The following is a 24408-nucleotide window of genomic DNA, read 5'->3' on the forward strand; positions in this document are numbered from 1 at the left end:
AAGGAGGTGATGTGCACGGAGCAAACCGCGGGCAGGACCCTCATTCCACCTTGGAGGTGAGAACATGTATCGGGTAAGACTCGCCTTGGGCCTCGTGATGGGCCTCGTGTTGGCCTCCGCTTCCCTCGCGGGGCAAGCGCGCCGGCCCACCTTCGCCCTGGTCCCCAAGGCCATCAACAACCCCTTCTTCAACCAGGCACGGGACGGATGCATGGACGCCGCCAAACGTCTGGGGGTGGTGTGCGAGTACACGGGGCCGGAGCGCACGGAGATCGCCCCCCAGATCCAGGTCCTGGAGGGGCTGGTGAGCCGAAAGGTGGACGGTATGTCCATCTCGCCCGTGGACGCAAAGAGCGTGGTCCCCGTGATCCGGAAGGCCATGGGAAGCGGCATCCCCGTCATCACCTTCGACTCCGATGCGGCTCCGGAGAGCGGACGGCTGGCCTTTGTGGGCACGGACAACGAAGCCGCGGGCCGCGAGCTGGGGAAGCTGTTCCTGCGGTTCGCGCCCCAGGGAGCCGTGTACGGGATCATCACCGGGGGACTGGGCGCCCAGAACCTCAACGCGCGGATCAAGGGCTTCAAGAGCGTGGTCCGGGGCGCGAACTACCGGGAGGTCCGGGGATCTCCCTTCCCCAGCAACGACGACATCAACCGGGCCGTGCAGCTGGTGGAGCAGATGATCACCGCGAATCCGGATCTGACCGCCATCGTCATGGTGGGTGGATGGCCCCTGTTCGCGCCGGAAGCCTACAAGAACGCGGTCAAGAAGAAGGAGACGGACATCAAGGCAGGGAAGTTCGTGATCGTCTCCTTCGATACCCTGGAGCCGGAGCTGCGGCTCCTCAAGGAAGGGTATGTGCACGGGTTGGTGGGCCAGCGCCCTTACCAGATGGGCGTGCGGAGCATGGAGCTCCTCTACGACATCGTGGTGCGCAAGCGGAAGCCCGCCCGCACCTTTTACAACACCGGTGTGGACCTGGTGACCAAGGAGAACGTGGACAGGTTCCTGAAGTGAGCGGGAGGGGGGCCTGTGCGGCCCCCCTTTTCCTTCCCGCGGGCGGGAGACCGATGCAGCTCGTGGAGATGCGAGGCATCCGAAAGCGGTTCGGGGCCGTGGAGGCGCTGCGCGGGGTGGATCTCGTCCTGTACCCGGGGGAGGTCCTGGGCCTTGTGGGGGACAACGCCGCCGGAAAATCCACCCTCATGAAGGTCCTCTCCGGCGCCTACCAGCCGGACGAAGGGGAGATCCTGTTCGAGGGGCGCCGGGTACGCTTCACCACGCCCGCGGACGCCCGGGCCCTAGGAATCGAAATGGTCTACCAGGACCTTGCCCTGTGCGAGAACCTGGATGTCTCCCAGAACATCTGGTTGGGACGATGGCCCCGTCGAGGACTGCTCGTGGACCGCTCCCGCATGGACCAGGAGGCCCAGCGCGTTTTGGAACGGCTCGGCATCGCGGAACTCCCTGTCCGGAGCGCGGTGGTCACCCTCTCCGGTGGACAGCGGCAGAGCGTGGCCATCGCCCGTGCCCTCTCCTTCAACCCCAAGGTCCTGATCCTGGACGAGCCCACCGCGAACCTCTCCCCCGCCGCCACCCACCAGGTGCTGGCCCTGATCCGCGTCCTCCGGGATCAAGGGGTGTCCTGCATCTTCATCAGCCACCGTCTGCAGGAAATCCTCCAGATCGGGGACCGGGTCATGGTCCTCAAACAGGGACGCAACGTCGGGGTCCGGCGGGTGACGGAGACCACCGAGGAGGAGCTCCTGGAGCTCATCATCGCGGGGGATCGGCCACCCGCAGCCCGCGAGCGGAAAGGCTAGCGCTCACGGGAAGGTGAGGACGGTGCGGATCACCTCCCCCTTGCGCATCCACTCGAAGCTCTCGTTCACGTGCTCCAACCCCGCCTTCCGACTCACCATCTCGTCCAGCTTCAACCGCCCCTGCCGGTACAGCTCCAGGTACCGCGGGATGTCCACGGGGAACCGGTTGGATCCCATGATGCACCCCTGAATGGCACGCTCCCAAAGGATCTGCCGGGGATTCAGCTCGAGCCGCTCTCCGGGAGGGATCAACCCGATCACCGTGGCGGTGCCCAGGGGGGCCAGGCAGTCCACGCACTGGCGGTACACCTTCGCGGACCCCACCACCGCGAAGGAGTAGTCCACGCCCTCTCCCGTCAACTGCAGGATGGCCTCCACGGGATCCACCTCCGAGGCGTTGACCACATCCGTGGCCCCGAACCGCTTGGCCATCTCCAACTTCTGCGGCACGATGTCCACCGCGATGATGCGCCGCGCTCCCGCGAGGTAGGCTCCTTGGAGCACCGCGGTCCCCACGCCGCCCACGCCGAAGACCGCCACGGTGCTGCCCGGCTGCACCTTGGCCCTGTTAAACACCGCCCCCACGCCGGTCAGCACCCCGCAGCTCACGAGCGCCGCCACCTCGAACGGCACGTCCTCAGGGATCGCCACCGCCGCGTTCTCATGCACCAACATCTGCTCCGCGAAGGCCCCGATGCCCGCGAACTGCCCCATGGGCTGCCCATTCCGCCGCAGACGCGGAGGATCCCCCGGCCCCCGTCTCGTGAGGGGGCTCTGGCACAGGTTCATGTGTCCCGTGAGGCACTTCTCGCACTGCCCGCAGAAGGGGGTGACGCAGACCACCACGTGGTCCCCGGGCTTCACCCGGGTCACCAAACTCCCCACCTTCTCCACCACCCCCGCGGCTTCGTGCCCCAACACCACGGGGACGGGCCAGGGAGCATCCCCCTCCGCGATGTGGAGGTCGCTGTGACAAACCCCCGCGGCCATGGTGCGCACCAGAATCTCCCGGGGGCCCGGCTCGTCCACCTCCACCTCCTGAATCACCAGGGGCTTCTTGTACTCCTGCAGGACCGCTGCCCTCATGGGAACCTCCTCGGTTACGGTTGCCGACTGATCCACGCCTCCGCGGGCTTCCAGAACGGCCAGGTGGCCCCCTGCAGGTGTCCGGTGTCCCGGATCCCCTTCCGGACCACCACCGCGGCTCCGGGATGGGTGTACACGGGGATCACGGTGTGATCCTGGAGCAGCATCCGGTGGAGCTGCTGGAGCTTGTGGCGCTGCGGGGTCAACGTCCCCGCGGATTCCTCCAGGAGCTTCTGGAGCCCCTCCGGGCGTTTCAGGCTGGCCCACACCTCCGCCGCGGTGTCCGAGAGGTAGAACCCGATGTAGCTGTTGATGTTCGGGAAGTAGCCGTAGAGATGCACCAGGAGCCCCCGCCAGCCCTTCCGCTGGTACTCCACGTAGCGGCCGATCTGCGGCAGCTCCAGCTCCGCCCGGATCCCCACCTGCTGGAGGGCCTGCTGCAAGGCAACCCCCACGTCCCGCTGGAGGTAGAACGCCACGATCAGCCGCGTGCTGAACCCGTTGGGATATCCTGCCTGGGCCAGCAGCTCCCGGGCCCGCTGTGGATTGTACGTGGTTCCCCGGTAGTCGTTGAGGACGGCAGGCGTTCCCGGAGGGACGATCTGGTTCCATGGCTCTCCGAGGCCGGCCCCCAGCACCCGGGCGAGGCCCTCCCGGTCCAAGGCGTACCCCACGGCCTCCCGCACCCGGGGATCCGCGAACGGGGAATCCGGATTCGCGCTGTCCGGAATCAACATCAGGATGGCCCGGGAGGGAGGTCCGGTGATGACGTCGAACTTTCCCGTCTGCCGGAGCTGGTTAACGATCTGGGGATCCGCGAACCGTGCCACGTCCAGCTGTCCCGCGAGGAGGGCCGCCTGGATGGTCAGGGGCTCCGCCTGGCCGAAGAACCGGAGCTCGATGCGGTCCAGATACGGCTTGGGGCGATCCCAGTACCGATCGAACCGGACGAAATCCGCATACGCGTTCGGATCGTACCGGGTGATCCGGAAAGGACCGGTGCCCACGGGTTGCCATTGGGCCCGCTCCACGCCCATCCGACGGATGGTGGTGGGGGAAGCGATGAGGGCCCCGCTCCCCGAGAGGGCCAGGTAGATGCCGTTGTCCCACCGGGAGAGGTTCAGGCGTACCGTGTACCGGTCCAACACATCCACGGACTGGATGTACGAGGGCAGCCGCTTGACCTCGATCTGATGGTCCAGGTTGAACTTCACCGCCTCCGCGGTCATCTCCGTGCCGTCTTGAAAGAGCACGCCCCGGCGCAGCCGCAAGATCAACGCCTTGCGGTCCGGGGCCACCTCCCACCGCTCTGCCAGCCGGGGGTACACCCGGTTCCACGCGTCCACGAACACCGGGGTCTCGTAGACCGGGATGGCCGGCAGGATCCCGAAGATGGGCATGAGCCACGGAACCCCGATGGGACCGCCCGCGGGAGGTTCCGCGATCCGGATGACCCCTCCCCGCTGCTTCTGCTCCGCGGGCCCCGCAACCCCGGCCAAGCCAAGGCTCAAAACCAGGAGGAGGCCGAGAGCCACCTTCCAGGACCGATGCATCTACCCTCACCCCCTGCAATTTGTAATCAGAGCTGTCAACATCTTCTCCGTCCTGATGTTTTCTACGAGCCCTCCCGGGTTTCCTCCTCGTCTTCGGCATCCGGGGCGGCGGGAAGGGGGATCCCGGAGGTGCGGAGGGCGGCGAGGTACTCCGAGAGGGCCTCTTCCCAGGGCCGCATGCGGATCCCTAAAGCTTTCAGTTTGGCCGTGGAGAGGGCGGAGTTCGCCGGACGCCGTGCCCGCGTGGGGTAGAGGGCCTGAGGGACGGGCTGCACGGTTGCCCTGTACCCCAACAGGACCAGGACCTGGCAGGCGAGGTCGTACCAGGTGCACGACCCGTCGTTCACCACGTGAAACACCCCTCCCGCCCCCCGACGCAGGAGGTCCACCAGGGCCCGGGCCGCGTCCACCGCGTAGGTCGGGGACATCCGGACGTCCGTCACCACCTGCAGGGGCTCCCCGCGCCGGGCGCGTTCCAACACGGAGAGCACGAAGTTGCCGCCCTTCGTTCGGGCCCCGCTTCCCCCGAACAGGCTCGCTACCCGCACGATGAGGGCGTCCGGGCAGGTCTGGCGCACGAGATACTCCCCGGCCAGCTTGGAGGCTCCGTACACGTTGATGGGATTCGGCGGATCCTCCTCCCCGTAGGGGTCCGCTTTCCCGCCATCGAAGACGTAGTCCGTGCTCAGGTACACGCAACGGGCCTGCACCTCCCGACACATCCGGGCCACGTTCAGGGCGCCCAGGGCGTTCACCCGGAACGCCACGTCCGGGCGGTCCTCGCACTCGTCCACCCGCACGTAGGCCGCGCAGTTCACCACCGCCTCCGGACGCAGGGGGAGGATCGCCTCCGCCACCGAGGCGGGATCCGCGCATTCCACCTCCCCGTGCCCGAGACCGATGGGGCACGCCCCCGCCTCCCGGAGGGCCCGAACCACCTCGCGTCCCAGCTGCCCCGTGGCTCCGATGACCACCACCCGCTTCACCCGTCTACCCTCCTCCCGCCGGGAGACCACGGGGGAACCCGTACACGAAGTTGTGGTCCGCCTCCCGCAGGGGCGGCCATGCCCGGTCCTTCTCGGAGAGCAGGGGATCCTTCACCGGCCAAGGGATGCCCAGGTCCGGGTCGTCCCACCGGATGCCTCGGTCCAGGGCGGGATCGTACTCCTCCGTGCACTTGTACAGGACGTCCGCGCCCTCGCTCAGCACGCAGAATCCGTGCGCGAACCCAGGAGGCACGTACAGCATGGTGTGCTCCTGCTCGGAGAGGGTCACCGCCACCCACCGGCCGTAGGTGGGTGAGCCCCGGCGGATGTCCACCGCCACATCGTAGATCGCCCCCCGGAGCACCATCACCAGCTTCCCCTGGGCCCTGGGAGCCTTCTGGTAGTGCAATCCCCGCAGGATTCCCCGCCGGACGGAGCGGGAGAAGTTGTCCTGCACGAAGGTCACCGGGATCCCGTGGCGTTCGAACTCCGACCTCCGGTAGGTTTCCAGGAAGAACCCGCGTGCGTCCGGGAAGGCCCGGGCCCGGATCAGGACCACATCCGGGATCTCCAGGGGAAGGAAGACGAAGGGCATCCCGCTCCTCTCAGGGCGGCATCTGGCAGAAGTCACAGGGGTCGGCGGGATGCCGCAGGGTGGTGAGCACCACGTGCGTGGAGGTGATGCGCACGGACCGGATGCGGAAGGACACGGGCCATTCCGCCATGTCCAGAAGGGGGTTGATCCGGCGCTCGAACTCCTCGACCACGGGAGCGGGGAGAGGCACGCCGTTCACCCGGAGGGCGTGCACCCGGACGAAGACCGCCGGGGTCCCCAGGGCCTCGAACCCCACCACCATCCCCACCCGCACGGGCATCCCCCTCATCCGGAGGACCCCCTGGCCCGCGATGAGACCCCGGTGGTACTCGAGACGGACCTCCTCCACATCCGGGTTCCGCGCCAGGAACTCCTCGAGGCTGCGGAGGCCCACCAGGGCGTGCAGGGCCGCGTCGCGCTGGGCGAGGATTCGGAGTCTCCCCCGCCTTAGCCCCTCGGGATCCAAGGTGATCCCCCGTAACCGCACCCAGAGGTGGTCCACTAGGAGGCCCGCGATGCGGGCCCGCTGAGCGTACAGGGAGATCCGGGCGTACATCCCCTCCTGGAGGTCCGGGACGGCCTCCAGGCGAAGCACGGGCGGGCCTCCCAGCAGATCCGCAAACGCACCGCGAAGAGCCCCCTCCGCGCCTCCTGCCGGCGCGGCGACGCTCCAGAGCATCAGGAGGAGCCCAAAGACCGATGGGCCGTGGGCCCACCGCCCCCTTCCGATCACCCGACCCCCGCCGCGGTCTCCAGCCAGTCGATGGGGCCGCACTCCGGAAAGGCCCGCAGGGCCTCCTCCAGGATCCCCTTGATCCGCTCGAGCGCCTCCGGGGTCTTCCCCTCCGCCCGGACCACCAGCACGGGCTGGGTGTTGCTGGCCCGGACCAATCCCCACCCATCCGGGAAGATCACCCGGGCGCCGTCCACGTCCACCACGGGATATCGCTGCTTGAAGCGCCGCACCAGTTCTCCCACCACCTCGAACTTGCGCTCGTCCGGGCAGGTCACCCGGATCTCGGGCGTCACGGAATAGCGAGGGATGTCGCCCAGCAGCTCCGACAGGGGCTTCTCCGTATGGGAGAGGATGCGCAGGAGCCGCGCGGCGGCGTACACCGCGTCGTCGTACCCGTAGTACTCGTCCGCGAAGAACATGTGGCCGCTCATCTCGCCCGCGAACACCGCCCCGATCTCCCGCATCTTCGCCTTGATGACGGAGTGCCCGGTCTTGTAAAAAAGGGGCCGGCCCCCCAGCCGCTCCACCTCCTCCACCAGGGCCTGGCTGCACTTCACCTCGATGAGGGCCACGGCCCCGGGATGCTTGGGGAGGATCTCCCGCCAGTACAGGATCATGAGTTGATCCCCCCACACGATCCGTCCCCGCTCGTCCACCACCCCGATCCGGTCCCCGTCCCCATCCAGCCCGATGCCCACATCCGCCCCTTCCCGGAGAACGGTCTGGATGAGGTCCCGGAGGTTGCGGGGATCGATGGGGTCCGGGTGGTGGTGGGGGAAGGTGGGATCGCTCTCGCAGTACAGGGGGATGATCTCCACCCCCAGGTCCTGCAGGGCTTGAGGGGCGATGACGCTCGCGGTGCCGTTCCCGCAGTCCAGCACCACCCGCGGTCGCCGCGGCCCGAGCCGGATCTTCTCCCGCAGCATCTGCCGGTAGGCGGGCTTCACGTCCACCACGCGCACGCTTCCTCTCCCCTCCACGCCCGCCTGGGCTTCCACGAGCCGCCGGATCTCCTGGATCTCCGGACCGTACAGGGTGCCGAACCCGTGGGCCAGCTTGAACCCGTTGTACTCCGGAGGGTTGTGGCTCGCGGTGACCATGATCCCCCCGTCGATCCCGAGATGCACCCGGGCGAAGTAGAACACCGGGGTGGTCACCATCCCGATGTCCGTGACCGCGCACCCGGAGCGGACCAGGGCTTCCACCACCGCGTCCCGGAGCACGGGGGAGGAGGTGCGGTTGTCGTGGCCCACCACGACCTCTCGGACTCCCCGTTCCGCCAGGAAGCGGGCATAGGCCCGGGCGATGGCGGCAGCCCCTTCCAGCGTGAGATCCTCACCGAACACGCCCCGGATGTCGTACTCCCGGAAGATGCGGGGTGGAACCGTCATGCCTGCCCTCCTGCACCGCTCCTTCCTCAATTCTAACAGCGGCCTCCCTCACTCCAGAGGGAGGGGGGCCGCGGCGGGAAGGGCCGGAGATGGCCGGAGAGCGAACCCCAGGAACACCTCTTTGCGGGCCACCCGGTAGGTGACGGAGACAGACAGGCAGTCACACCGGGTGCCCACGCGGATGTCGAGATCCTCGAATGCGGAGAGGGTCGCGTTGTAGACTCCGGAGACCCGGATCTCCCACCCTCGCCACATCTCCGCGCCCCCGTCCGCCCGGAGCTTGAGGTGTCCGGGCACGAGGTCGTACGCCACGCCGGCGGAGGCGTGGAAGGCCGGTGTGCGGTACGCGTAGCCCAGAAAAACCTCCTCCGTGCGGTCCGGGACGTCGAAGAGAAACGGGCTCCTCCCCAAGAGATCCGTCCGCGTGTAGGAGGCCATCACCGTGGAGCGCTCGTCCAGGGGGCGGGCAAGCCCGAGACGTACCGTGGGCACCACCAGGGAACGGTCCGGGTAGAGGGCGGCCCGGAGGGAGGCGGTGAGGTCCAAGAGGGCACGGGGAAGAATCCGCAACGGCTCCGCCACCAGGCGCAGGGCACCTTCGATCTTCGGCGCCTCCGCGCCCGTGGCACGTTCCCGATAGGTCCCGGCCAGGAAGGTCGCGTGGAGGGCCGCGGAAGAAGACAGCCGCACCGCTTGGGACGCATACTGGAGTTGCAGGGCGTCGTAGAGCCGGTTCTCCTCGTCCCGGAGGGTTCCGGCCACCAGCTCCAGGCCCCACGCAGGGTACCGAAGACGGCCGTTCCCTTCCCACCCCAGCGATGCGTTGTACCGGAGGTAGGCTTCCCCCACAAGGTCCCCGGCCCGGTACGGATACCGGAGGGCCACCCAGGGCCCCGAAGCCGCCTCGTAGCCTGCTTCCGGTCGGGGAAGGTGTTCCGCGAGGCGTTCCAGGGGACGCTCCCCCAGAGGGATCTCCACCCGGCCGAGGTGCACCAGGCGCGCCTGTCCCCCCCACAGACTCGCACCCTCCGCCACCAGTCGCTCCCCGGGAACGAGGAGGATCCGCTGGGCCGTAATCCGCAGGAGCGGAGCGGCGGGGTCGCACACGGTGGCGAGCGCCTCCAGGGCCCGCAGGACGTTCCCCTGAAGGGTCGCCTCCCGCGCCGCGTAGTAGATCCCATCGAGCACACCCCGCATCCCCGTGACGGTGGCACGGCCCGTGCGGAGGTCGTAGCGAAGGCTCTGCGCAGCCAGCCTTCTGCCCGCCTGCTCAAGGACCACGCGCCCCCGCACCAGGATTTCCCCTCGGTTCAGGTCCGCCCGCGCCTCCTCCGCCCGCAGTCGCACATCGCGGTACCGGATCCGCACGTCTCCTGTGGCCTCCAGGGTGCGGGCGGTGGTATCGTACAGGATGCGGTCCGCCTCCAGAACTAGCTCATCCTGTGCCGCGGCGATCCCGCGGGCGAGCACGAGCACGAAGAGGGCGGCCCACGCCCACCGCACGAATCCCAGGGATTCGCCTCGGGGCCACCGGCTTCCTCCGTTGCCTATAATGGCCGCGTGGAAGTTCTACTGGTCAGCAACGGGCCCGGCGAGCTGTGGGGCTGGGCTCTCCCCGTGGCCCGGGCCCTCCGACGGGTAGGCGGGGTCACGGTCCGTCTCGGTCTTCTGCCCTGCCAGTACGCCACGGGGCGGGAGGCAGAGGTAGCCCGCAGGACCGGCCTCTTTGAGGAGGTGCTGGACCCCGGATCATGCGTCCGGCTGAGTCTGGGAGTGGGGTCCCTCCGGGTGGACGGGGTGGTGCACCTGGGCGGAGACCTGTGGTACGCGGTGCGGTTCGGCCGTCGGGCGCGGTGCCCGGTCTTCGCCTACACGGAGCGCACCCTCATCGCCTCCCGGCACCGGGCATTTGTCTGGATCGGGACTCCCACGGAGGGCGTCGCCCGCCGGCTCGTCGCGCTCGGCGTCCCGGAGGGGAAGGTGGAAGCTGTGGGGGAGCTGCGGGTGGATGCCCTCGCGGCCGGTCTTTCCCCGGAGGAGGGGGACGACCTCGCGGAGCGGGATCGCCTCCTGCTCCTGCTCCCCGGCTCCCGCCCCTCCCTCGTCCGGGATCTGGCGCCCGTCATGGCGCGGATCGGGGAGCTCGTACGCCGCGTACATCGGGACGTGGAGGTGGCCATGGCGGCCTCTCCGTTCCTGCCCCCGGGACTTCTGGAAGGCCTTCTCCCGGACCGCGGGATCCGGATCCTCCCGGAGGAGGAGCGCCTGCGGGCGTACCGCCGGGCGGCCCTGGCCCTCACCATCCCCGGGTCCAGCAACCTGGAGCTGGCGTACCTGCACACCCCCATGGTGGTGTGGCTGCCCCTCTATGACCCCGCCCGGCTGCCCCTCGAGGGTCTCCTGGAGTGGGTGGGGCGGATCCCGCTCGCGGGCCGGGCCCTGAAGGCCGCCGCGGTGCGCAGGCATTTCCGCACGCCCCGGCTCGTGGCGCTCCCGAATCGCCTCGCGGGCGCGCGGATCGTGGAGGAGGTGGTGGGAGACGCCCCCGTGGAGGTCGTAGTTCAGCGGGTGGTGGATCTGCTTCGGGACGGTGCGCGCCGGGCCCGGATGCAGCAAGCTCTGCGCGCGCACTTCCCCTATGCGCCCGGTGCGGCGGAGCGGATCGCCCGGCGGATCGCGGAGAGGATCGCATGAGGCTCTCCCCCCTCCTCCGGGACGCCATCCGATCCCAGGTCGGCCTGTTGGCGGTGGCGATGGGGTGCGTCCTCGTGGTGACGGCCCTGGGCCTGGTGGTCCCCTACGTGTTCGGCCAAACCATCGACCAGCTCGTGGCCCGTGCGGAAGTCCATCTCATCGAGCGGGCGGGGCTGTGGGTGCTGGGGGTGTTGGCCCTGCGGACCGTCTTCCTGTACGGAAGCATCTACGCCAACTTCGCCTTCGCGCATCGGGCCACCGCGGCGCTGCGTGGCCGCATCTTCTCCTCCCTGCTGAGATGGCCCGTGGAGCGGGTGGGGGCTTGGCACAGCGGGGAGGTTCTGAGCCGCTCCCTCTCGGACACGCAGCTGGTGCACACCCACCTCCTGGTGGGCATCGTGGACCTCGCAGGCACCCTGGTCACCCTCTCGGGGACCGTGACCATGCTGTTCGTGCTGGAGTGGCGACTCGCGGCCCTCACCCTGGCCATCCTGCCCGCGGTGGCCCTGCTGGCCCGCCACTTCGGGGTTCAGATCCAGCGCACCAGCGCCCGGGCCCAGCAGCAGGTGGCGGAGCTGGCGAACCGGATGCGGGACGCGGTGACGGGCGCCCGGGTGGTCCGGGCCTTCGTGCAGGAGGGACGGGAGGAGGCCCGGTTCTCGGAGGAGAACGCACGGCTCGTGCGGCAGCAGCTCCGGATGAGCCGGCTTGTGGCCTGGGAGGTGTGCGCGGTCACCATGGCCACGGCCTTGGGACTCGTGGGGTTCCTGTGGATCGGGGGTCGGCTTGTGGCCTCCGGGTGGATGACGCCGGGAAGCCTCGTGGCCTTCATCGCGTACGTGGCCTTGGCCATCGAGCCGGGCATAAACCTCACCCGCGTGTACGCGAACCTGAAGCAGGCCCAGGCGGCCCTGGACCGCATCGAGGAGGTGCTGCGGGTCCCGGTGTACGTGGACCCTCCCGGCGCCCGGGACCTCCCCCGGCCCGCGGGGGACATCGTGTACGAGGACGTGTGGCTCGCGTACGAACCCGGGCGGTGGGCCCTGCGGGGGGTGAGCTTCCGGATCCGGCAGGGAGAACGGGTGGCCCTAGTGGGGCCGAGCGGCGCGGGCAAGACCTCCGTGGTGAACCTGCTCCTGCGGTTTTACGACCCCACCCGGGGCCGGGTGACCATCGGGGGGGTAGACCTGCGGGAGGTACGTACCGCCTCCCTGAGATCCCGCATCGGATACGTGCCTCAAGACCCCGTGTTCTTCGCGGGCACCGTGCGGGAGAACATCGCCTACGGAAGGCCGCAGGCGACCCTGGAGGAGGTGATCCGGGCGGCGCAGGTCGCCCATGCGGACGAATTCATCCGGGCGCTCCCCCATGGTTACGATACGCCCCTCTCAGAGGCGGGCCAGAACTTGTCCGGGGGGCAGCGGCAGCGCCTGGCCATCGCCCGGGCCCTCCTGCTGGATCCCGAGATCATCGTGCTGGACGAGGCCACGAGCCAACTCGACGCGGAGGCGGAGGCTGCGATCCGGCAGGCCCTCCAACAGCTCTTCCGGGGACGCACGGTCCTGGTGATCGCCCACCGGCTGAGCACGGTGCAGGAGGTGGATCGCATCCTGGTGCTGCAGGAGGGGCGCATCGTGGAGGAGGGGGCCTACGAGGAGCTCATGAGGGCCGGAGGGCTCTTCCGGGCCCTCGCGCAGGGACAACTGCCGACCGCCCCGGTTTCGGGCTCCTAGCCATGGATCTGTCCGTGGTGATCCCCGCCCACAACCGGTCGAGGGTGCTGGAGGTGTGCCTACGCTGCCTGAGCCGCCAAACCCTTCCGCCGGACCGCTACGAGGTGATCGTGGTGGATGACGGATCCGAGGAAGATCTCCGGCCTGTGGTGGATTCCTTCCGGGGAGGCCTACAGGTGCGGCTGCTCCGGCAACCGCGGAACCTCGGCCGGGCCGCGGCCCGAAACCGAGGAATCGCCGCCGCGCGGGGAGAGGTGGTGGTCTTCGTGGACAGCGACGTCTTCGTGGTCCCCGAGTTCCTGGCGGCCCACGCGGAAATCCACGCGCACCGCCTTCGGGCCGTGGGCCGGGGACCGCTTTTGCTGACGGAGCACCTGGAGGACCCCCTCCGCAACCCGCCCTATCTGCGGGACCCTTCCCCGGCGTTTCTGGACACCGCAAACGCCTCCGTGCGCCGGGAGGACCTCCTGGAAGCCGGCGGGTTCGATGAGGACTTCCGGGAGTACGGGTGGGAGGACTTCGAGTTGGGCACGCGGCTTGCCCGGCTCGGACTCCGGCGGGTGTACCGCCGCCGCGCCCTCGCCTACCACTACCAGCCCCTTCCGGATCCCCAATCCCTGGAACACCTCTTCCGGAAGGAGGAGGAACGGGCGAGGATGGCGGTACGGCTGTTGCGGAAGCGGCCCGGATGGCGCACCCGGTGGGCGGTGCAGCACACCCCCCTGCACCGCGCCCTCGCCTTCCTCATGACCCAGGGCGGACACGTGGACGGGGACCGCCTGCGCCAGCTCCTCCAGCTCTCCCACCTCTCCCCCGCGCGGAAGTACCTGCTCCTCCGAGGCGTCCTCAACCGCCACTACCTTCAGACCCTGAGCCGGGAGTGGACGGCCGCATGGAACCGGTCCGCATCAGCGTGGTGATCCCCGCCTACAACTGCGCGTCCGTGCTGGGGACGACCCTGGAGCACCTCGCCCGCCAGGACTACCCCAAGGACGCCTACGAAGTCATCGTGGTGGACGACGGGAGCACGGACGGGACGCCGGAGGTGGCATCCCGCTGGGCGGATTGGGTTCAGCTCCGCTACATCCGGCAGCCGAACGCGGGTCGGGCCGCGGCCCGAAACCGCGGCGCGCGGGAGGCCAGATGGCAGGTCCTCCTGTTCCTGGACGCGGACGTGTGGGCGGAAGACGGCCTCCTCGGGGCCCACGCCGCCCACTACCGAAAGGGCTACCGCGTGGCGGTGCAGGGCCCCAGCCGCACGCACCCCCAGGCCCAGGTGAACCCCTTCATGGAAGTCAAGGAGATGTTCCCGGACCTCACACCCCGCCGTCCCCAGAACCTCTCCCCCTACCACGTCATCACCCGCAACTTCTCCGTGGGGGCGGAGGACTTCTGGCGGGTGGGAGGGTTCGATGAGGCCTTCTCAGGGTACGGGTGGGAGGACATCGAGCTGGGCGTGCGCCTACGACGCAGCGGGGTCCGCATCCACTGGGAACCCCGGGCGGTGACCTGGCATTACCACGTGGAGGACCTGGAGGGCGCACGGCGCAAGCTGGTGGAAGCCGGTCGGGGGGCCGTGTACTTCTGGAACAAATACCGCCGTCCCCTGGGGCTCGGTCTGTTCCTGGAGCTGCACCCCGCCCTGCTCCCCCTGAAGTGGCTCGTGTACCGGAGCGGCGTCCTCACCCCCTGGATCCGCAAGGTCCTCGAGCGCACGGAACGAAGACTCCTTTCCGCCACCGGGGCCGCGCGGAAGCTGTGGCTCGCGGTGGCCAACGAGTGCTACGCGCACCTCCTCTGGCATGCCTACTACGAAGGGGTCTGGCAGGCCCTGCGGGAGGGATCTGCCGGATGCGCATCCTGATGGTCTCCAACGGGTACGGGGAGGACGCCATGGGGGCGGTCCTGGGCCGCGCCCTCCGGAGGTACGGAGCGGAAGTCCTGGCGTACCCTCTCGTGGGCTTGGGACACGCCTACCAGGCCGTGGGCGTCCCGGTGCTGGATCCCCGCCGCACCCTGCCCACCGCAGGCTTCGGATTCCGGACGGGCTGGCGGGAGGCATGGGAGGACTTGCGGGCCGGATGGATCTCCCTCACCCTGGCGCAACGCCGCACCCTGCGGAGGCAGCACGGGACGTGCGACGAGGCGGTGGCCATCGGGGATCTCTTCTGCCTGTGGATGGCCGCGGCCACGGGCATCCGCCCCGTCTACGTCCCCACGGCCAAATCCGAGTACAGCGAGCCCCACCAACCGTGGGAGCTCCTCCTGATCCGACGGTGGGCCCGCGTCTCCTTTCCGCGGGATCCCCTCACCGCGGAGCGCTATCGGAAGGCGGGGCTTGCGGCCGTGTGCGTGGGGAACCTGATGATGGACTGCCTGGAGTTCGGGAAGGAGGCGTTCGAATACGCCCCCGACGAACCCGTGGTGCTGCTGCTTCCGGGGAGCCGACGGGATGCCCCCGTAAACTTCCGCCTGCTCCTCCAGACCGCCGCCCGCGTGGCCGCCGTCCACCGGGAGGTCCGCTGGCTGTGCGCCCTCTCCCCGACCGTGGACCCCGCCTCCCTCGCCCGGGCCGCGGGCGCGGAGCTCCTCGAGGGCCAGATGGCCTATCGGGGGGTACGGGTACGGCTTACCCGATCCTTCGCGGACGCGGTGCGGCAGGCCACGGTGGTGCTGGGCATGAGCGGCACCGCGAACGAGCAGGCGGCGGGGCTCGGGAAACCCGTGGTGGCCCTTCCGGGCCCCGGCCCCCAGTTCACCCGGAAGTTCCTGGCGCTGCAGGCGAGGCTCCTGGGGGAGGCCCTGGTGCCCGCGGAGGGGCCGGAAGAGGCGGCCCGGGCCGTGCTGCGGCTGCTGGCGGATCCCGAGGAACGGGCAAGACGCGGGGAGGTGGGACGGGCGCGGATGGGCCCTCCGGGGGCCGCGGAGGGCCTGGCAGCCTGGCTCGTGAGCAGGAGGGGACAGACGGAGGATAGAATTTAGGATTTCCAGTTCAGACGGGAAAGGGGGAGCCGCATGGACCAGACGGGCGTGCAGACCCAGGCCACCATCCAGGCCCTGTTGCAGGAGACCCGGCGGTTTGCGCCCCCGCGGGAGTTCGCGGCCCGGGCCAACGTGAACGACCCCCGGATCTACGAGGAGGCGGCCCGGGATCCGGAGGCCTTCTGGGCCAAGTACGCGGAGCAGGAGCTGCGGTGGTTCCGGAAGTGGGACCGGGTCCTGGAGTGGAATGCGCCCTGGGCCAAGTGGTTCGTCGGGGGACAACTGAACGCCTGCGACAACTGCGTGGACCGGCACGTGGAGACGTGGCGGCGCACCAAGGCCGCCCTGGTGTGGGAGGGAGAACCCGGGGACAGCCGGGTGCTCACCTACCAGGACCTGCACCGGGAGGTCCAGCGGTTCAGCAACGTCCTCAAGGGCCTGGGGATCCAGAAAGGGGACCGGGTCACCGTCTACCTCGGCATGGTGCCGGAGCTCCCCATCGCCATGCTGGCCTGCGCCCGCATCGGGGCTGTGCACAGCGTGGTGTTCGGCGGGTTCAGCGCGGAGGCCCTGGCGGATCGCATCCAGGACGCCCAGGCCAAGGTTCTCATCACCCAGGACGGGGCGTGGCGGCGGGGCCAGGTGGTCCCCCTCAAGCAGTACGCGGACGAGGCCCTGAAGGCCTGCCCTTCGGTGGAGAAGGTGGTGGTGCTGCGGCGGGTCGGGAACCCCGTCTCCATGACGCCCGGGCGGGACTTCTGGTGGCACGAGCTCATGGAGGCGGCCGATCCCCACTGCCCCGTGGAAGCGCTCGACAGCGAGCACCCGCTCTTCATCCTGTACACCTCCGGGACCACCGGGAAGCCCAAGGGGGTGCTGCATACAACGGGCGGGTATCTGCTCGGCGTCCACCTTACCACCAAGTGGGTGTTCGACCTCAAGGAGGAGGACTACTACTGGTGCACCGCGGACATCGGGTGGGTCACGGGCCACAGCTACATCGTGTACGGGCCGCTCAGCAACGGGGCCACCTCCGTGATGTACGAAGGGGCCCCGGACTGGCCGGACAAGGATCGGTACTGGCGGATCGTGGAGAAGTACCGGGTGAACATCCTGTACACCTCGCCCACCTTCATCCGCACCGCCATGAAGTGGGGGCCGGAGTACCCGAAGCGGTGCGACCTCAGAAGCCTGCGGCTGCTGGGAACCGTAGGGGAACCCATCAATCCGGAAGCCTGGATGTGGTACCACGAGCACATCGGCGGTACCCGGTGTCCCATCGTGGACACCTGGTGGCAGACGGAAACCGGGATGATCCTGATCACTCCCCTTCCCGGCATCACCACCACCAAGCCCGGATCCGCCACCCTCCCCTTCCCGGGGATTGCTGCGGACGTGGTGGACGAACACGGCAATTCCCTCCCGCCCAACGTGGGCGGATACCTCGTCCTCACCCGGCCGTGGCCCGCGATGCTGCGCACCTTCTGGGGAGATCCGGACCGGTACGTCCAGGTCTACTGGAGCCGGTTCCCCGGAAAGTACTTCACGGGGGACGGGGCCCGGCGGGACGAGGAGGGGTACTACTGGATCCAGGGCCGGGTGGACGACGTGGTGAACGTGGCCGGCCACCGGCTCAGCAACATCGAGATCGAGAGCGCCCTGGTCGCCCACCCCGCGGTGGCGGAGGCGGCCACCATCGGCCGCAGCCACCCCGAAAAAGGGCAGGCCATCGCCGCCTTCGTGGTCCTGCGGAGCGGTTACGAGCCCAGCGATGCCTTGCGGAAGGAGCTGCGGGAATGGGTGGCCCGGAAGATCAGCCCCATCGCGCGGCCCGATGACGTCTTCTTCTGCGCGGACCTGCCGAAGACGCGCTCCGCGAAGATCATGCGGAGGCTCCTGCGGGACATCGCAGAGGGAAGGGCCCTGGGAGACACCACCACCCTCACGGATCCCAAGGTGGTGGAGGAGATCAAGCAGCGGTACATCGCGGAGGGGAGGGAGGAGTAAGGGCCTCCTCCCTCCCGGCCTAGCGCGTCCGAAGGGGCATGTCCTTGTGGTTCCGGCTTGGCGGCTCCGGCACCACGGGGGTCTCCGGAACCTGACTCCGGCCCCGGTTCCACCCCATCTTTTCCCGCAGCTTGGCCTCCAGCTCCGCGGCGAGCTCCGGGTTGCTCTCCAGGAACTCCCGGGCGTTGTCCCGGCCCTGGCCCAGGCGCAATTCCCCGTAGCTGTACCAGGTCCCCACCTTCTGCACCAAGCCGTGCGCGGCAGCGAGGTCCAGGAGGCTTGCGGCCTTGCTGATCCCCTTCCCGTAGAGGATCTCCACCTCGCACTCCCGGAAGGGCGGGGCCACCTTGTTCTTCACCACCTTGATCCGGGCCCGCATGCCCGTGACGTCCTCGCCGTTCTTGATGTTCTCCGTCCGGCGGATCTCCATGCGCACGGAGGCATAGAACTTCAGGGCCCGGCCGCCCGTGGTGGTCTCCGGATTGCCGAACATCACGCCGACCTTCTCCCGGATCTGGTTGATGAACACCACCACGCACCGGGACCGGCTGATGGCGCCCACGAGCTTCCGCAACGCCTGGCTCATGAGCCGCGCCTGCAGTCCCACGAACGCGTCCCCCATCTCCCCTTCCAGCTCCGCCCTCGGCACCAAGGCGGCCACGGAATCGATCACCACCACGTCCACGGCCCCGGACCGAACCAGGGTCTCCGCGATCTCCAGGGCCTGCTCGCCGCTGTCGGGTTGAGACACCAGCAGCTCATCCACGTTCACGCCCACCGCCCGCGCGTAGTTGGGATCCAAGGCGTGCTCCGCGTCGATGAAGGCGGCCACCCCACCCTCCCGCTGGGCCTCCGCGATGATGTGGTAGGCCAGGGTGGTCTTCCCGCTCGCCTCCGGACCGTAGATCTCCACCACCCGCCCCCGGGGAACCCCACCCACCCCTAAAGCCGCATCCAGCCCGATGGCCCCTGTGGGGATCACCTCCACGGTGAGCCGCTGGTTGGCCTCCCCCAGCTTCATGATGGAGCCCTTGCCGAACTGCTTCTCGATCTGGGCCACGGCCAGGTCCAACGCCTTCTGCCGATCGTTCATGGCCTCCCTCCTCCCCGCGGCTTTCTCAAGGCTAGCAAACATATGTTTGCATGTCAACCCCCGAGCCGGACGGATTCCAGGACCACGTACGTGGGGCCCTTTGGACCGAGCCGGCTTTCCATCACCACCACCCACTCAACGCGCTGCCGGCCGATTTTCGCATCCCCTGACCGTTCCAGGGCCCTCGCGAGGTCAGGTCCTCCCGATCCCTGCCGGATGCGGCCGATGGTGAGGTGGGGCTCGAAGGGACGGACCTCCCGGGGGAAATGGACCCGGAAGAGGGCGTCCTCCACGCGCCGGGCCAAGGCCGCGAGGTCCCCGGCTCCCTCCGTGACCCCTACCCAGAGCACCCGTGGGGTCCTCAGGTTGGGGAAGGCTCCGAGACCCCCGACGGCGATCTCGAAGGGCTTTGTCTGCGCCACGGACCGCACCGCCTCTCCCACATCCGGGACCCGCTCCTGCGGGATCTCGCCCAGGAATTTCAGGGTGAAGTGGAGGTTTTGGGGCTCCACCCACTTCACCCGCGCATCCGCCTCCGGCCAGATTCGTGCGATGGCCTGCTGGAGATGGACCACCCGGGCCCGGAGCCCTTCCGCGAGGGGGACCGCCACGAAGAGGCGCAAGCTCACTCCTTCCGGGGCAGGGTCCGCAGGAGGTGGCGCCGGAGGAGGTCCAGGGCGGCCTGGGTAGCGAGGTGCTTGATTCCCTCCCGGCCGAATTGAGGTCCGAAGTCGGCCCGCCGGACCTGGATCTCTTCTCCGTCCGCCAGGGCCACGTACACCAGCCCCACGGGCTTTTCCGGGGTGGCCCCGGAGGGTCCCGCGATCCCCGTGATGGCCACCCCGAGATCCGCGGCGAACGCCTCCCGCACGCCCCGGGCCATCGCTTCCGCCACCCGCTCCGAGACCGCTCCGTGCGCGTGCAGGATCTCCTCGGAGACCCCGAGCAGGGAACGCTTGAGCTCGTTCGCGTACGCCACCACCCCACCCCGGAAGTACGCGGAGCTCCCGGGCACGTTGGTGAGCCGGTGGCCCAGGAGTCCTCCCGTGCACGACTCCGCCACCGCCACCGTGCGCCGGGAAGCCAGCAGCAGCTTCGCCACCGCTCCTTCCAGGGTTTCCTGGTCCGTGCCGTACACGTACCGGTCAATCCGCTCCCGCAGGGCCGCCTCCGCCTCGGAGAGCATCCGATCCACCTCGGCGGCCTGCCCCCGGGCCGTGATCCTGAGGTGGACCTCTCCCAGGTGCGCGAGGGGGGCGATGGTGGGGTTGGAGGAACGGAGGAGGTCCTTGATGAGCTCCTCCAGCGCTCCCTCTCCGATGCCCACCACCCGCAGGATCCGGGAGCGGATCACCTCCTTCCCCGCCCATCCCCGCTCCTGCAGGTAGGGCACCACCGTCTCCTCGAACATTCCCCGCATCTCCCGGGGGACCCCGGGAAGCATCACGATGATCTGCTGATCCCGCTCCCAGAGGACCCCGGGCGCGGTTCCCCACCGGTTGGGGATGGCCTTCGCTCCCCTGGGCAGCATGGCCTGCCGCTGTTGGTTCGGGGTAAGGGGACGGCTTCGGCTGCGCAACAGATCCTGGATGTGGGCCCACGAGGGCTCGTGCAGCACCAGATCCACGCCAACGGCCTCGGCCACCGCCTCCTTGGTGAGGTCGTCCTCCGTCGGGCCCAGGCCGCCGGTGAAGAGAATGAGGTCCGCTCGGCCCGCGGCGAGCCGGAAGGCCTGCTGGATCCGTTCCCGGTTGTCCCCCACCGTCTGTCGGAAGTACACCGGGATCCCCAGCTCTGCCAGCCGCTGGCAGAGGTACGTGGCGTTCGTATCCGTAATCTGCCCCAACAGGAGCTCAGTGCCCACGGAGAGGATCTCAGCGCGCACCATCCTGACCCCCGAACGTCCGACGCACCACCTCTCCGGGCCCTCCCAGACGTCCCAGATCCCTGCCGTTCACCTCCACCCTTACCCCTCCCGCGTTTCCCAGCACCACGTGGATTCTGCGGCGGGCGGTCCATTCCCTCCGCTCCCCCCTTCGGAGGAACCCCTCGAAGACCCGGCGGTCGTCCGCCAGGATCCGGATCCAGGAGACCTCGTCCGCCATCAGGGTCACCCGCACTCCCGGGGTGGGTTGCAAGGGCGCGGGCAGATCCGGGGTCCATTGGGGGGAAGGGGGCGGGGAGACCACCGGGTGGGCCTGTCGCGGGGGGGTAGGTGCAGACTCCAGGAAAGCCCGCACCTCCCGGTAGGCTACGTACCCCACGGCTACGAGCCCCGCGAGGAACACGAGGAGGAACCACCGAAAGAGCTGGCGCCACCGGGCCTCTCGCCGCACGGGATGGATGGGTACCCTCCCCTGGGCGGTCAGAGCAGGACTCGGCGGGAGGGAAGGGGGACACCGGGGCAAGAGGGGTTGGGGATCCAGGCCGAGAAACGTGGCGTAGCTCCGGAGGAATCCACGGGCGTAGTGGGGCGCGGGGAAGAGATCGAACCGGTCCTCCTCCAGGGCCTCCAGGTACCGGACGGGGATCCGCAGCTCCGCGTGCACCTGCTCCAGGGTAAGCCCCAAGGCCTCCCGGCGTCTGCGCAGGAGCTCCCCGACCCCCGCCTGCGGTGCTGGGCGGCCCATCCGCACTTTTTATGGTAGCAGAGGCATCGCGGTGGGCTAGGCGCGTTCAGGGCCCGTCCCGGGAAAAAGGCGCTCCAGGTCATCCGGCCCCACCAGCACCTCGCGGGGGTTGGCCCCCTGGGCCGGGCCCACGATCCCCCGGGCTTCCAGCTGGTCCACCAAGCGGGCGGCGCGCACGTACCCGATCCGCATTTTTCGCTGCAGCAGGGAAACCGACCCGTAGCCCGCCTGCACCACGATCCGGGCCGCCTGGGCCAACAGCTCGTCCTCCCCCCCCTCCCCTTCCTCCGCGGCCTGCGCCTTTAGGAGCCCGGGATCGTAGGCGGGCCGTCCCTGGTCCTTCCAGAAATCCACCAGCCGCTCGATCTCCGGATCTGACACGAAGGCCCCCTGCACGCGGGTGGGACGGCTGGCGCCGATGGGGAGGTAGAGCATGTCGCCCCGACCCAGGAGCTTCTCCGCGCCGGGAGCGTCGAGGATGGTGCGGGAGTCCGCCATGGAAGAGACCGCGAAGGCGATGCGGGACGGGATGTTGGCCTTGATGAGGCCGGTGATCACGTCCACGGAAGGCCGCTGGGTCGCCACCACCAGGTGGATGCCCGTGGCCCTGCTCATCTGCGTGAGCCGCACGATACAGTCCTCGAACTCCGCGGGGGCCACCATCATCAGGTCCGCCAGCTCGTCGATGACCACCACCACGTACGGCAGGGCTCCATCCTCCCCCTCCCCCAACTTCTCCCCCGGGATCTCCCGCAGGGCCCGCTCCCGCTCCTCCGGAGCGAGGCCGTTAAAGGCCTGGAGGTTCCGGACCCCGGCCCGGGCGAAGACCTCGTACCGCCGTTCCATGCCCTCCAGGAGGCGCCGCAGCTTCGCCGCGGCCTCCTTCGGCGTGCGCACCACGGGCACGAGGAGGTGCGGTACGTCCTCGTAGTGCACCAGCTCCACCCGTTTGGGATCGATGAGCACCAACCGCACCTGGTCCGGCGTGGCCCGCATGAGCAGGCACGCGATGAGGGTGTTCAGCATCACGCTCTTCCCGGACCCCGTGGCGCCCGCGATCAGCAGGTGCGGCATCTCCACGAGGTTCGCCACCACCGGATATCCCGCGATGTCCTTCCCCAGGGCCACCAGCAGAGGGTCGGGTCGCTCGAAGGGAGGAGCCTCCAGGAGTTCCCGCAGGGTGACCAGGGCCGCCTGCTCGTTGGGGAGTTCGATGCCCACCGCGGATTTCCCGGGAATGGGGGCCTCGATGCGCACGGAAGGTGCGGCCAGGGCCAGGGCGATGTCGTTCGCGAGGCTCGTGATGCGCTGTACCTTGACCCCTGGAGCCGGCTGGAGCTCGTACCGGGTCACCACAGGCCCCTGATCCCACCCCACGCAGCGGGCCTCCACCCCGAACGAACGGAGGCAGTCCTCCAGGGCCCGGGCCACCTCCTGGGGCTGGAGCTTCTGGCGGGTACGGGGGTCCGGGGGCGGGTGGAGGAGATCCAGCGGTGGAAGGACCCACCGTCCGGCGGGCGGGGCTTCCACCGCGAGGATGGGTTCTGGACGCTCCCCGGGTTCCTGGGCACCGGGCTGTCCCAAAACCTGGGGGGCAGGAGGGGAAGGCGGTGGGGAGTTCCGTCTCGGTTCGAGAGGAACCACCCGCGACCTCTGGGGCGGGGGTTGGCCGGGCAGGCGGGCCGTCCGCCTGCCCTCCCGGATGCGGGCTCCCGTCCTCGCCACGAGCGCCTGCACCCCGTCTGTGGCCGCCTCGAGGACCCGCACGGGGCTGCGCTGGCTCAACAGGAAGAGGGCACCCAGGCCCGTCAGGCCCACCCCCACCCAAACTCCGAAGGCTCCTAGTAGGCGCCGCCACCCCCATGCCTGGGCACCCCCCACAACCCCGCCCCCGATTCCCCTCATCCCCGCCGGGAGTTCCTGCCCCGCAGGGACCGAGGCGTGGGCCCAGAGCACAAGCCCGGCAAAGGCCAGCAGGAGCCCTCCCAGGCGCGGGGTGATCCGGGGGCGCTGCAGGGCGAGCAGCAGGAACCCCAGGAGGGCGAGAAGGGCGGGAAGGCCCCACGCGTGGACTCCGAACAGGAATCGGGCACCGGACCGGAGGGCGCGGCTGAGCGCGCCGTCCGCACCGGGCAGCAGGCTCAACGCGGCCGCGGATGCGGCCACCAGCAAGGCCAGGCTCAGGATCCTGCGGGCCGGGCTCCGGCGCCTTGCGCGCCGGCGGGTGGAAGGGCGATGGCGAGCTGGACGGCTCATAGGCCCCGCCTCCACGCATACGCCAGGGCAGCCAGCCCCACGATCCAGCAGTACCAGGCGAAGGCCCTGAGCCGACCGTGCTGCAGGAAGCGCATCAGCCACCGGATGGCCAGCACCCCGAATCCCAGGGCGCTGGCGAACCCGATCAGGAGGTCCACGGCCGAGTATCCCAGGGATGCGGCGGATTGCCAATCCCGGAGCAGGGAAAACCCTGCAGCGCCGAGGATGGCGGGAACCGCCGCGAGAAAGGAGTAGCGGGCCGCCTCCTCCCGCCCGATGCCCCGCCACAGGGCCGCGACGATGGTGATCCCGGACCGGGAGATCCCCGGGACGATGGAGACCGCCTGCGCAAGTCCCACCCACCCCGCATCCGCCCACGTCATGTGGTGCAGGGCCCGGCTTCCCGTGCGCGGCGCCCACCAGAGGATGAGGCCCGTGAGCACGAGCTGGAAGGCGGTCCATCGAACGGAGGCGAACATGGCCTCCAGGGGCTCCATGAACAGAACTCCCGCGAGGCCCGTGACCGCGGTGGTGCACATCAACAGCCACACCACCCGGCCCGAGGGGTTGGTGGCGACCTGGAAGGGAGCACGGCCCCACGCCCGCAGGAGTGTCCCCAGATCCCGGCCGTACAACGCGAGCACCGCGCCCACGGTTCCCAGGTGCAGCGCGGCTTCCAGCAGGAGCCCCGGCCGGGGAAGTCCCAGGAGGGACTCCGCGAAAACCAGGTGCGCGGAGCTGCTGACGGGGAGGAACTCCGTGAGGCCCTGGAGGGCGCCCAGCACCACCATCCGCCACAGGTATGCGCCGTCCCCGGGGAACGGGAACCCCCATCCCATGGC

At 69.4% G+C, this 24408-nt stretch carries 21 protein-coding genes; 8 read left to right on the plus strand and 13 right to left on the minus strand.

Annotated elements, in window-relative coordinates:
• The first annotated feature begins 64 nt into the window (after window positions 1-64).
• Both QN206_06065 and QN206_06070 read left to right on the plus strand, forming a co-directional pair.
• Window positions 65-1018, plus strand: a complete 954-nt coding sequence (locus QN206_06065; GenBank protein ID MDR7614374.1) for a sugar-binding protein — start codon at window positions 65-67, stop codon at window positions 1016-1018.
• A 53-nt stretch (window positions 1019-1071) separates the two neighbouring features.
• Window positions 1072-1824: an ATP-binding cassette domain-containing protein gene (locus QN206_06070; GenBank protein MDR7614375.1), complete on the plus strand. Its 753-nt coding sequence runs from the start codon at window positions 1072-1074 to the stop codon at window positions 1822-1824.
• A 3-nt stretch (window positions 1825-1827) separates the two neighbouring features.
• On the opposite strand, the gene QN206_06075 is transcribed toward QN206_06070, so the two are convergent.
• From QN206_06075 to QN206_06105, 7 genes are all read right to left on the minus strand, one after another.
• The gene (locus QN206_06075; GenBank protein ID MDR7614376.1) at window positions 1828-2910 is read right to left on the minus strand and encodes a Zn-dependent alcohol dehydrogenase; all 1083 of its coding nucleotides are present in this window, start codon (window positions 2908-2910) and stop codon (window positions 1828-1830) included.
• Between the two features lie 14 nt (window positions 2911-2924).
• On the minus strand, window positions 2925-4463 hold the full coding sequence (locus tag QN206_06080) for an ABC transporter substrate-binding protein (protein MDR7614377.1): 1539 nt from the start codon (window positions 4461-4463) through the stop codon (window positions 2925-2927).
• 62 nt (window positions 4464-4525) lie between these two features.
• Window positions 4526-5449 (minus strand): dTDP-4-dehydrorhamnose reductase, encoded by a 924-nt coding sequence (gene rfbD / locus QN206_06085; GenBank protein MDR7614378.1) that lies wholly within the window; start codon window positions 5447-5449, stop codon window positions 4526-4528.
• 4 nt (window positions 5450-5453) lie between these two features.
• On the minus strand, window positions 5454-6044 hold the full coding sequence (gene rfbC, locus QN206_06090) for a dTDP-4-dehydrorhamnose 3,5-epimerase (GenBank protein MDR7614379.1): 591 nt from the start codon (window positions 6042-6044) through the stop codon (window positions 5454-5456).
• 10 nt (window positions 6045-6054) lie between these two features.
• Complete coding sequence (locus QN206_06095; GenBank protein MDR7614380.1) at window positions 6055-6639, minus strand: LmeA family phospholipid-binding protein; 585 nt, start codon at window positions 6637-6639, stop codon at window positions 6055-6057.
• A gap of 134 nt (window positions 6640-6773) precedes the next feature.
• Complete coding sequence (locus QN206_06100; GenBank protein ID MDR7614381.1) at window positions 6774-8171, minus strand: phosphomannomutase/phosphoglucomutase; 1398 nt, start codon at window positions 8169-8171, stop codon at window positions 6774-6776.
• Window positions 8172-8219: 48 nt separating this feature from the next.
• Window positions 8220-9674, minus strand: a complete 1455-nt coding sequence (locus QN206_06105; protein ID MDR7614382.1) for a hypothetical protein — start codon at window positions 9672-9674, stop codon at window positions 8220-8222.
• A gap of 57 nt (window positions 9675-9731) precedes the next feature.
• Here QN206_06105 and QN206_06110 point away from each other — a divergent pair, with 57 nt between their 5' ends.
• The 6 genes from QN206_06110 to acs are packed head-to-tail and all read left to right on the plus strand — an operon-like array spanning window position 9732 to window position 17587.
• Window positions 9732-10865 (plus strand): hypothetical protein, encoded by a 1134-nt coding sequence (locus QN206_06110; GenBank protein ID MDR7614383.1) that lies wholly within the window; start codon window positions 9732-9734, stop codon window positions 10863-10865.
• On the plus strand, window positions 10862-12598 hold the full coding sequence (locus QN206_06115; protein MDR7614384.1) for an ABC transporter ATP-binding protein: 1737 nt from the start codon (window positions 10862-10864) through the stop codon (window positions 12596-12598). Before QN206_06110 ends, QN206_06115 begins: the two co-directional genes overlap by 4 nt.
• 2 nt (window positions 12599-12600) lie before the next feature.
• On the plus strand, window positions 12601-13518 hold the full coding sequence (locus QN206_06120) for a glycosyltransferase (protein MDR7614385.1): 918 nt from the start codon (window positions 12601-12603) through the stop codon (window positions 13516-13518).
• Window positions 13491-14462: a glycosyltransferase gene (locus tag QN206_06125; GenBank protein ID MDR7614386.1), complete on the plus strand. Its 972-nt coding sequence runs from the start codon at window positions 13491-13493 to the stop codon at window positions 14460-14462. The genes QN206_06120 and QN206_06125 overlap by 28 nt, the downstream gene beginning before the upstream one ends.
• A complete protein-coding gene (locus QN206_06130) occupies window positions 14450-15580 on the plus strand; it encodes a lipid-A-disaccharide synthase-related protein (GenBank protein MDR7614387.1) in 1131 nt (376 codons plus the stop codon). The genes QN206_06125 and QN206_06130 overlap by 13 nt, the downstream gene beginning before the upstream one ends.
• Before the next feature lie 33 nt (window positions 15581-15613).
• Complete coding sequence (gene acs / locus QN206_06135; GenBank protein ID MDR7614388.1) at window positions 15614-17587, plus strand: acetate--CoA ligase; 1974 nt, start codon at window positions 15614-15616, stop codon at window positions 17585-17587.
• A gap of 19 nt (window positions 17588-17606) precedes the next feature.
• Here acs and recA read toward each other — a convergent pair whose 3' ends face one another.
• The 6 genes from recA to QN206_06165 are packed head-to-tail and all read right to left on the minus strand — an operon-like array spanning window position 17607 to window position 24405.
• Window positions 17607-18680 carry a recombinase RecA gene (recA, locus tag QN206_06140; protein ID MDR7614389.1) on the minus strand — a complete coding sequence of 358 codons (1074 nt, stop codon included), beginning with the start codon at window positions 18678-18680 and terminating at the stop codon, window positions 17607-17609.
• A gap of 53 nt (window positions 18681-18733) precedes the next feature.
• Window positions 18734-19309 carry an RNA 2',3'-cyclic phosphodiesterase gene (thpR, locus tag QN206_06145; protein ID MDR7614390.1) on the minus strand — a complete coding sequence of 192 codons (576 nt, stop codon included), beginning with the start codon at window positions 19307-19309 and terminating at the stop codon, window positions 18734-18736.
• Window positions 19306-20565, minus strand: coding sequence for a competence/damage-inducible protein A (locus QN206_06150; GenBank protein MDR7614391.1), 1260 nt, complete (start codon window positions 20563-20565; stop codon window positions 19306-19308). The genes thpR and QN206_06150 overlap by 4 nt, the downstream gene beginning before the upstream one ends.
• On the minus strand, window positions 20555-21310 hold the full coding sequence (locus QN206_06155; protein MDR7614392.1) for a DUF4115 domain-containing protein: 756 nt from the start codon (window positions 21308-21310) through the stop codon (window positions 20555-20557). Before QN206_06155 ends, QN206_06150 begins: the two co-directional genes overlap by 11 nt.
• Window positions 21311-21346: 36 nt before the next feature.
• Complete coding sequence (locus QN206_06160) at window positions 21347-23566, minus strand: DNA translocase FtsK (protein ID MDR7614393.1); 2220 nt, start codon at window positions 23564-23566, stop codon at window positions 21347-21349.
• On the minus strand, window positions 23563-24405 hold the full coding sequence (locus QN206_06165) for an undecaprenyl-diphosphate phosphatase (protein ID MDR7614394.1): 843 nt from the start codon (window positions 24403-24405) through the stop codon (window positions 23563-23565). The genes QN206_06160 and QN206_06165 overlap by 4 nt, the downstream gene beginning before the upstream one ends.
• Window positions 24406-24408: the final 3 nt, after the last annotated feature.

It is taken from the genome of Armatimonadota bacterium, assembly GCA_031460175.1.
Lineage (GTDB): Bacteria > Sysuimicrobiota > Sysuimicrobiia > Sysuimicrobiales > Sysuimicrobiaceae > Sysuimicrobium > Sysuimicrobium tengchongense.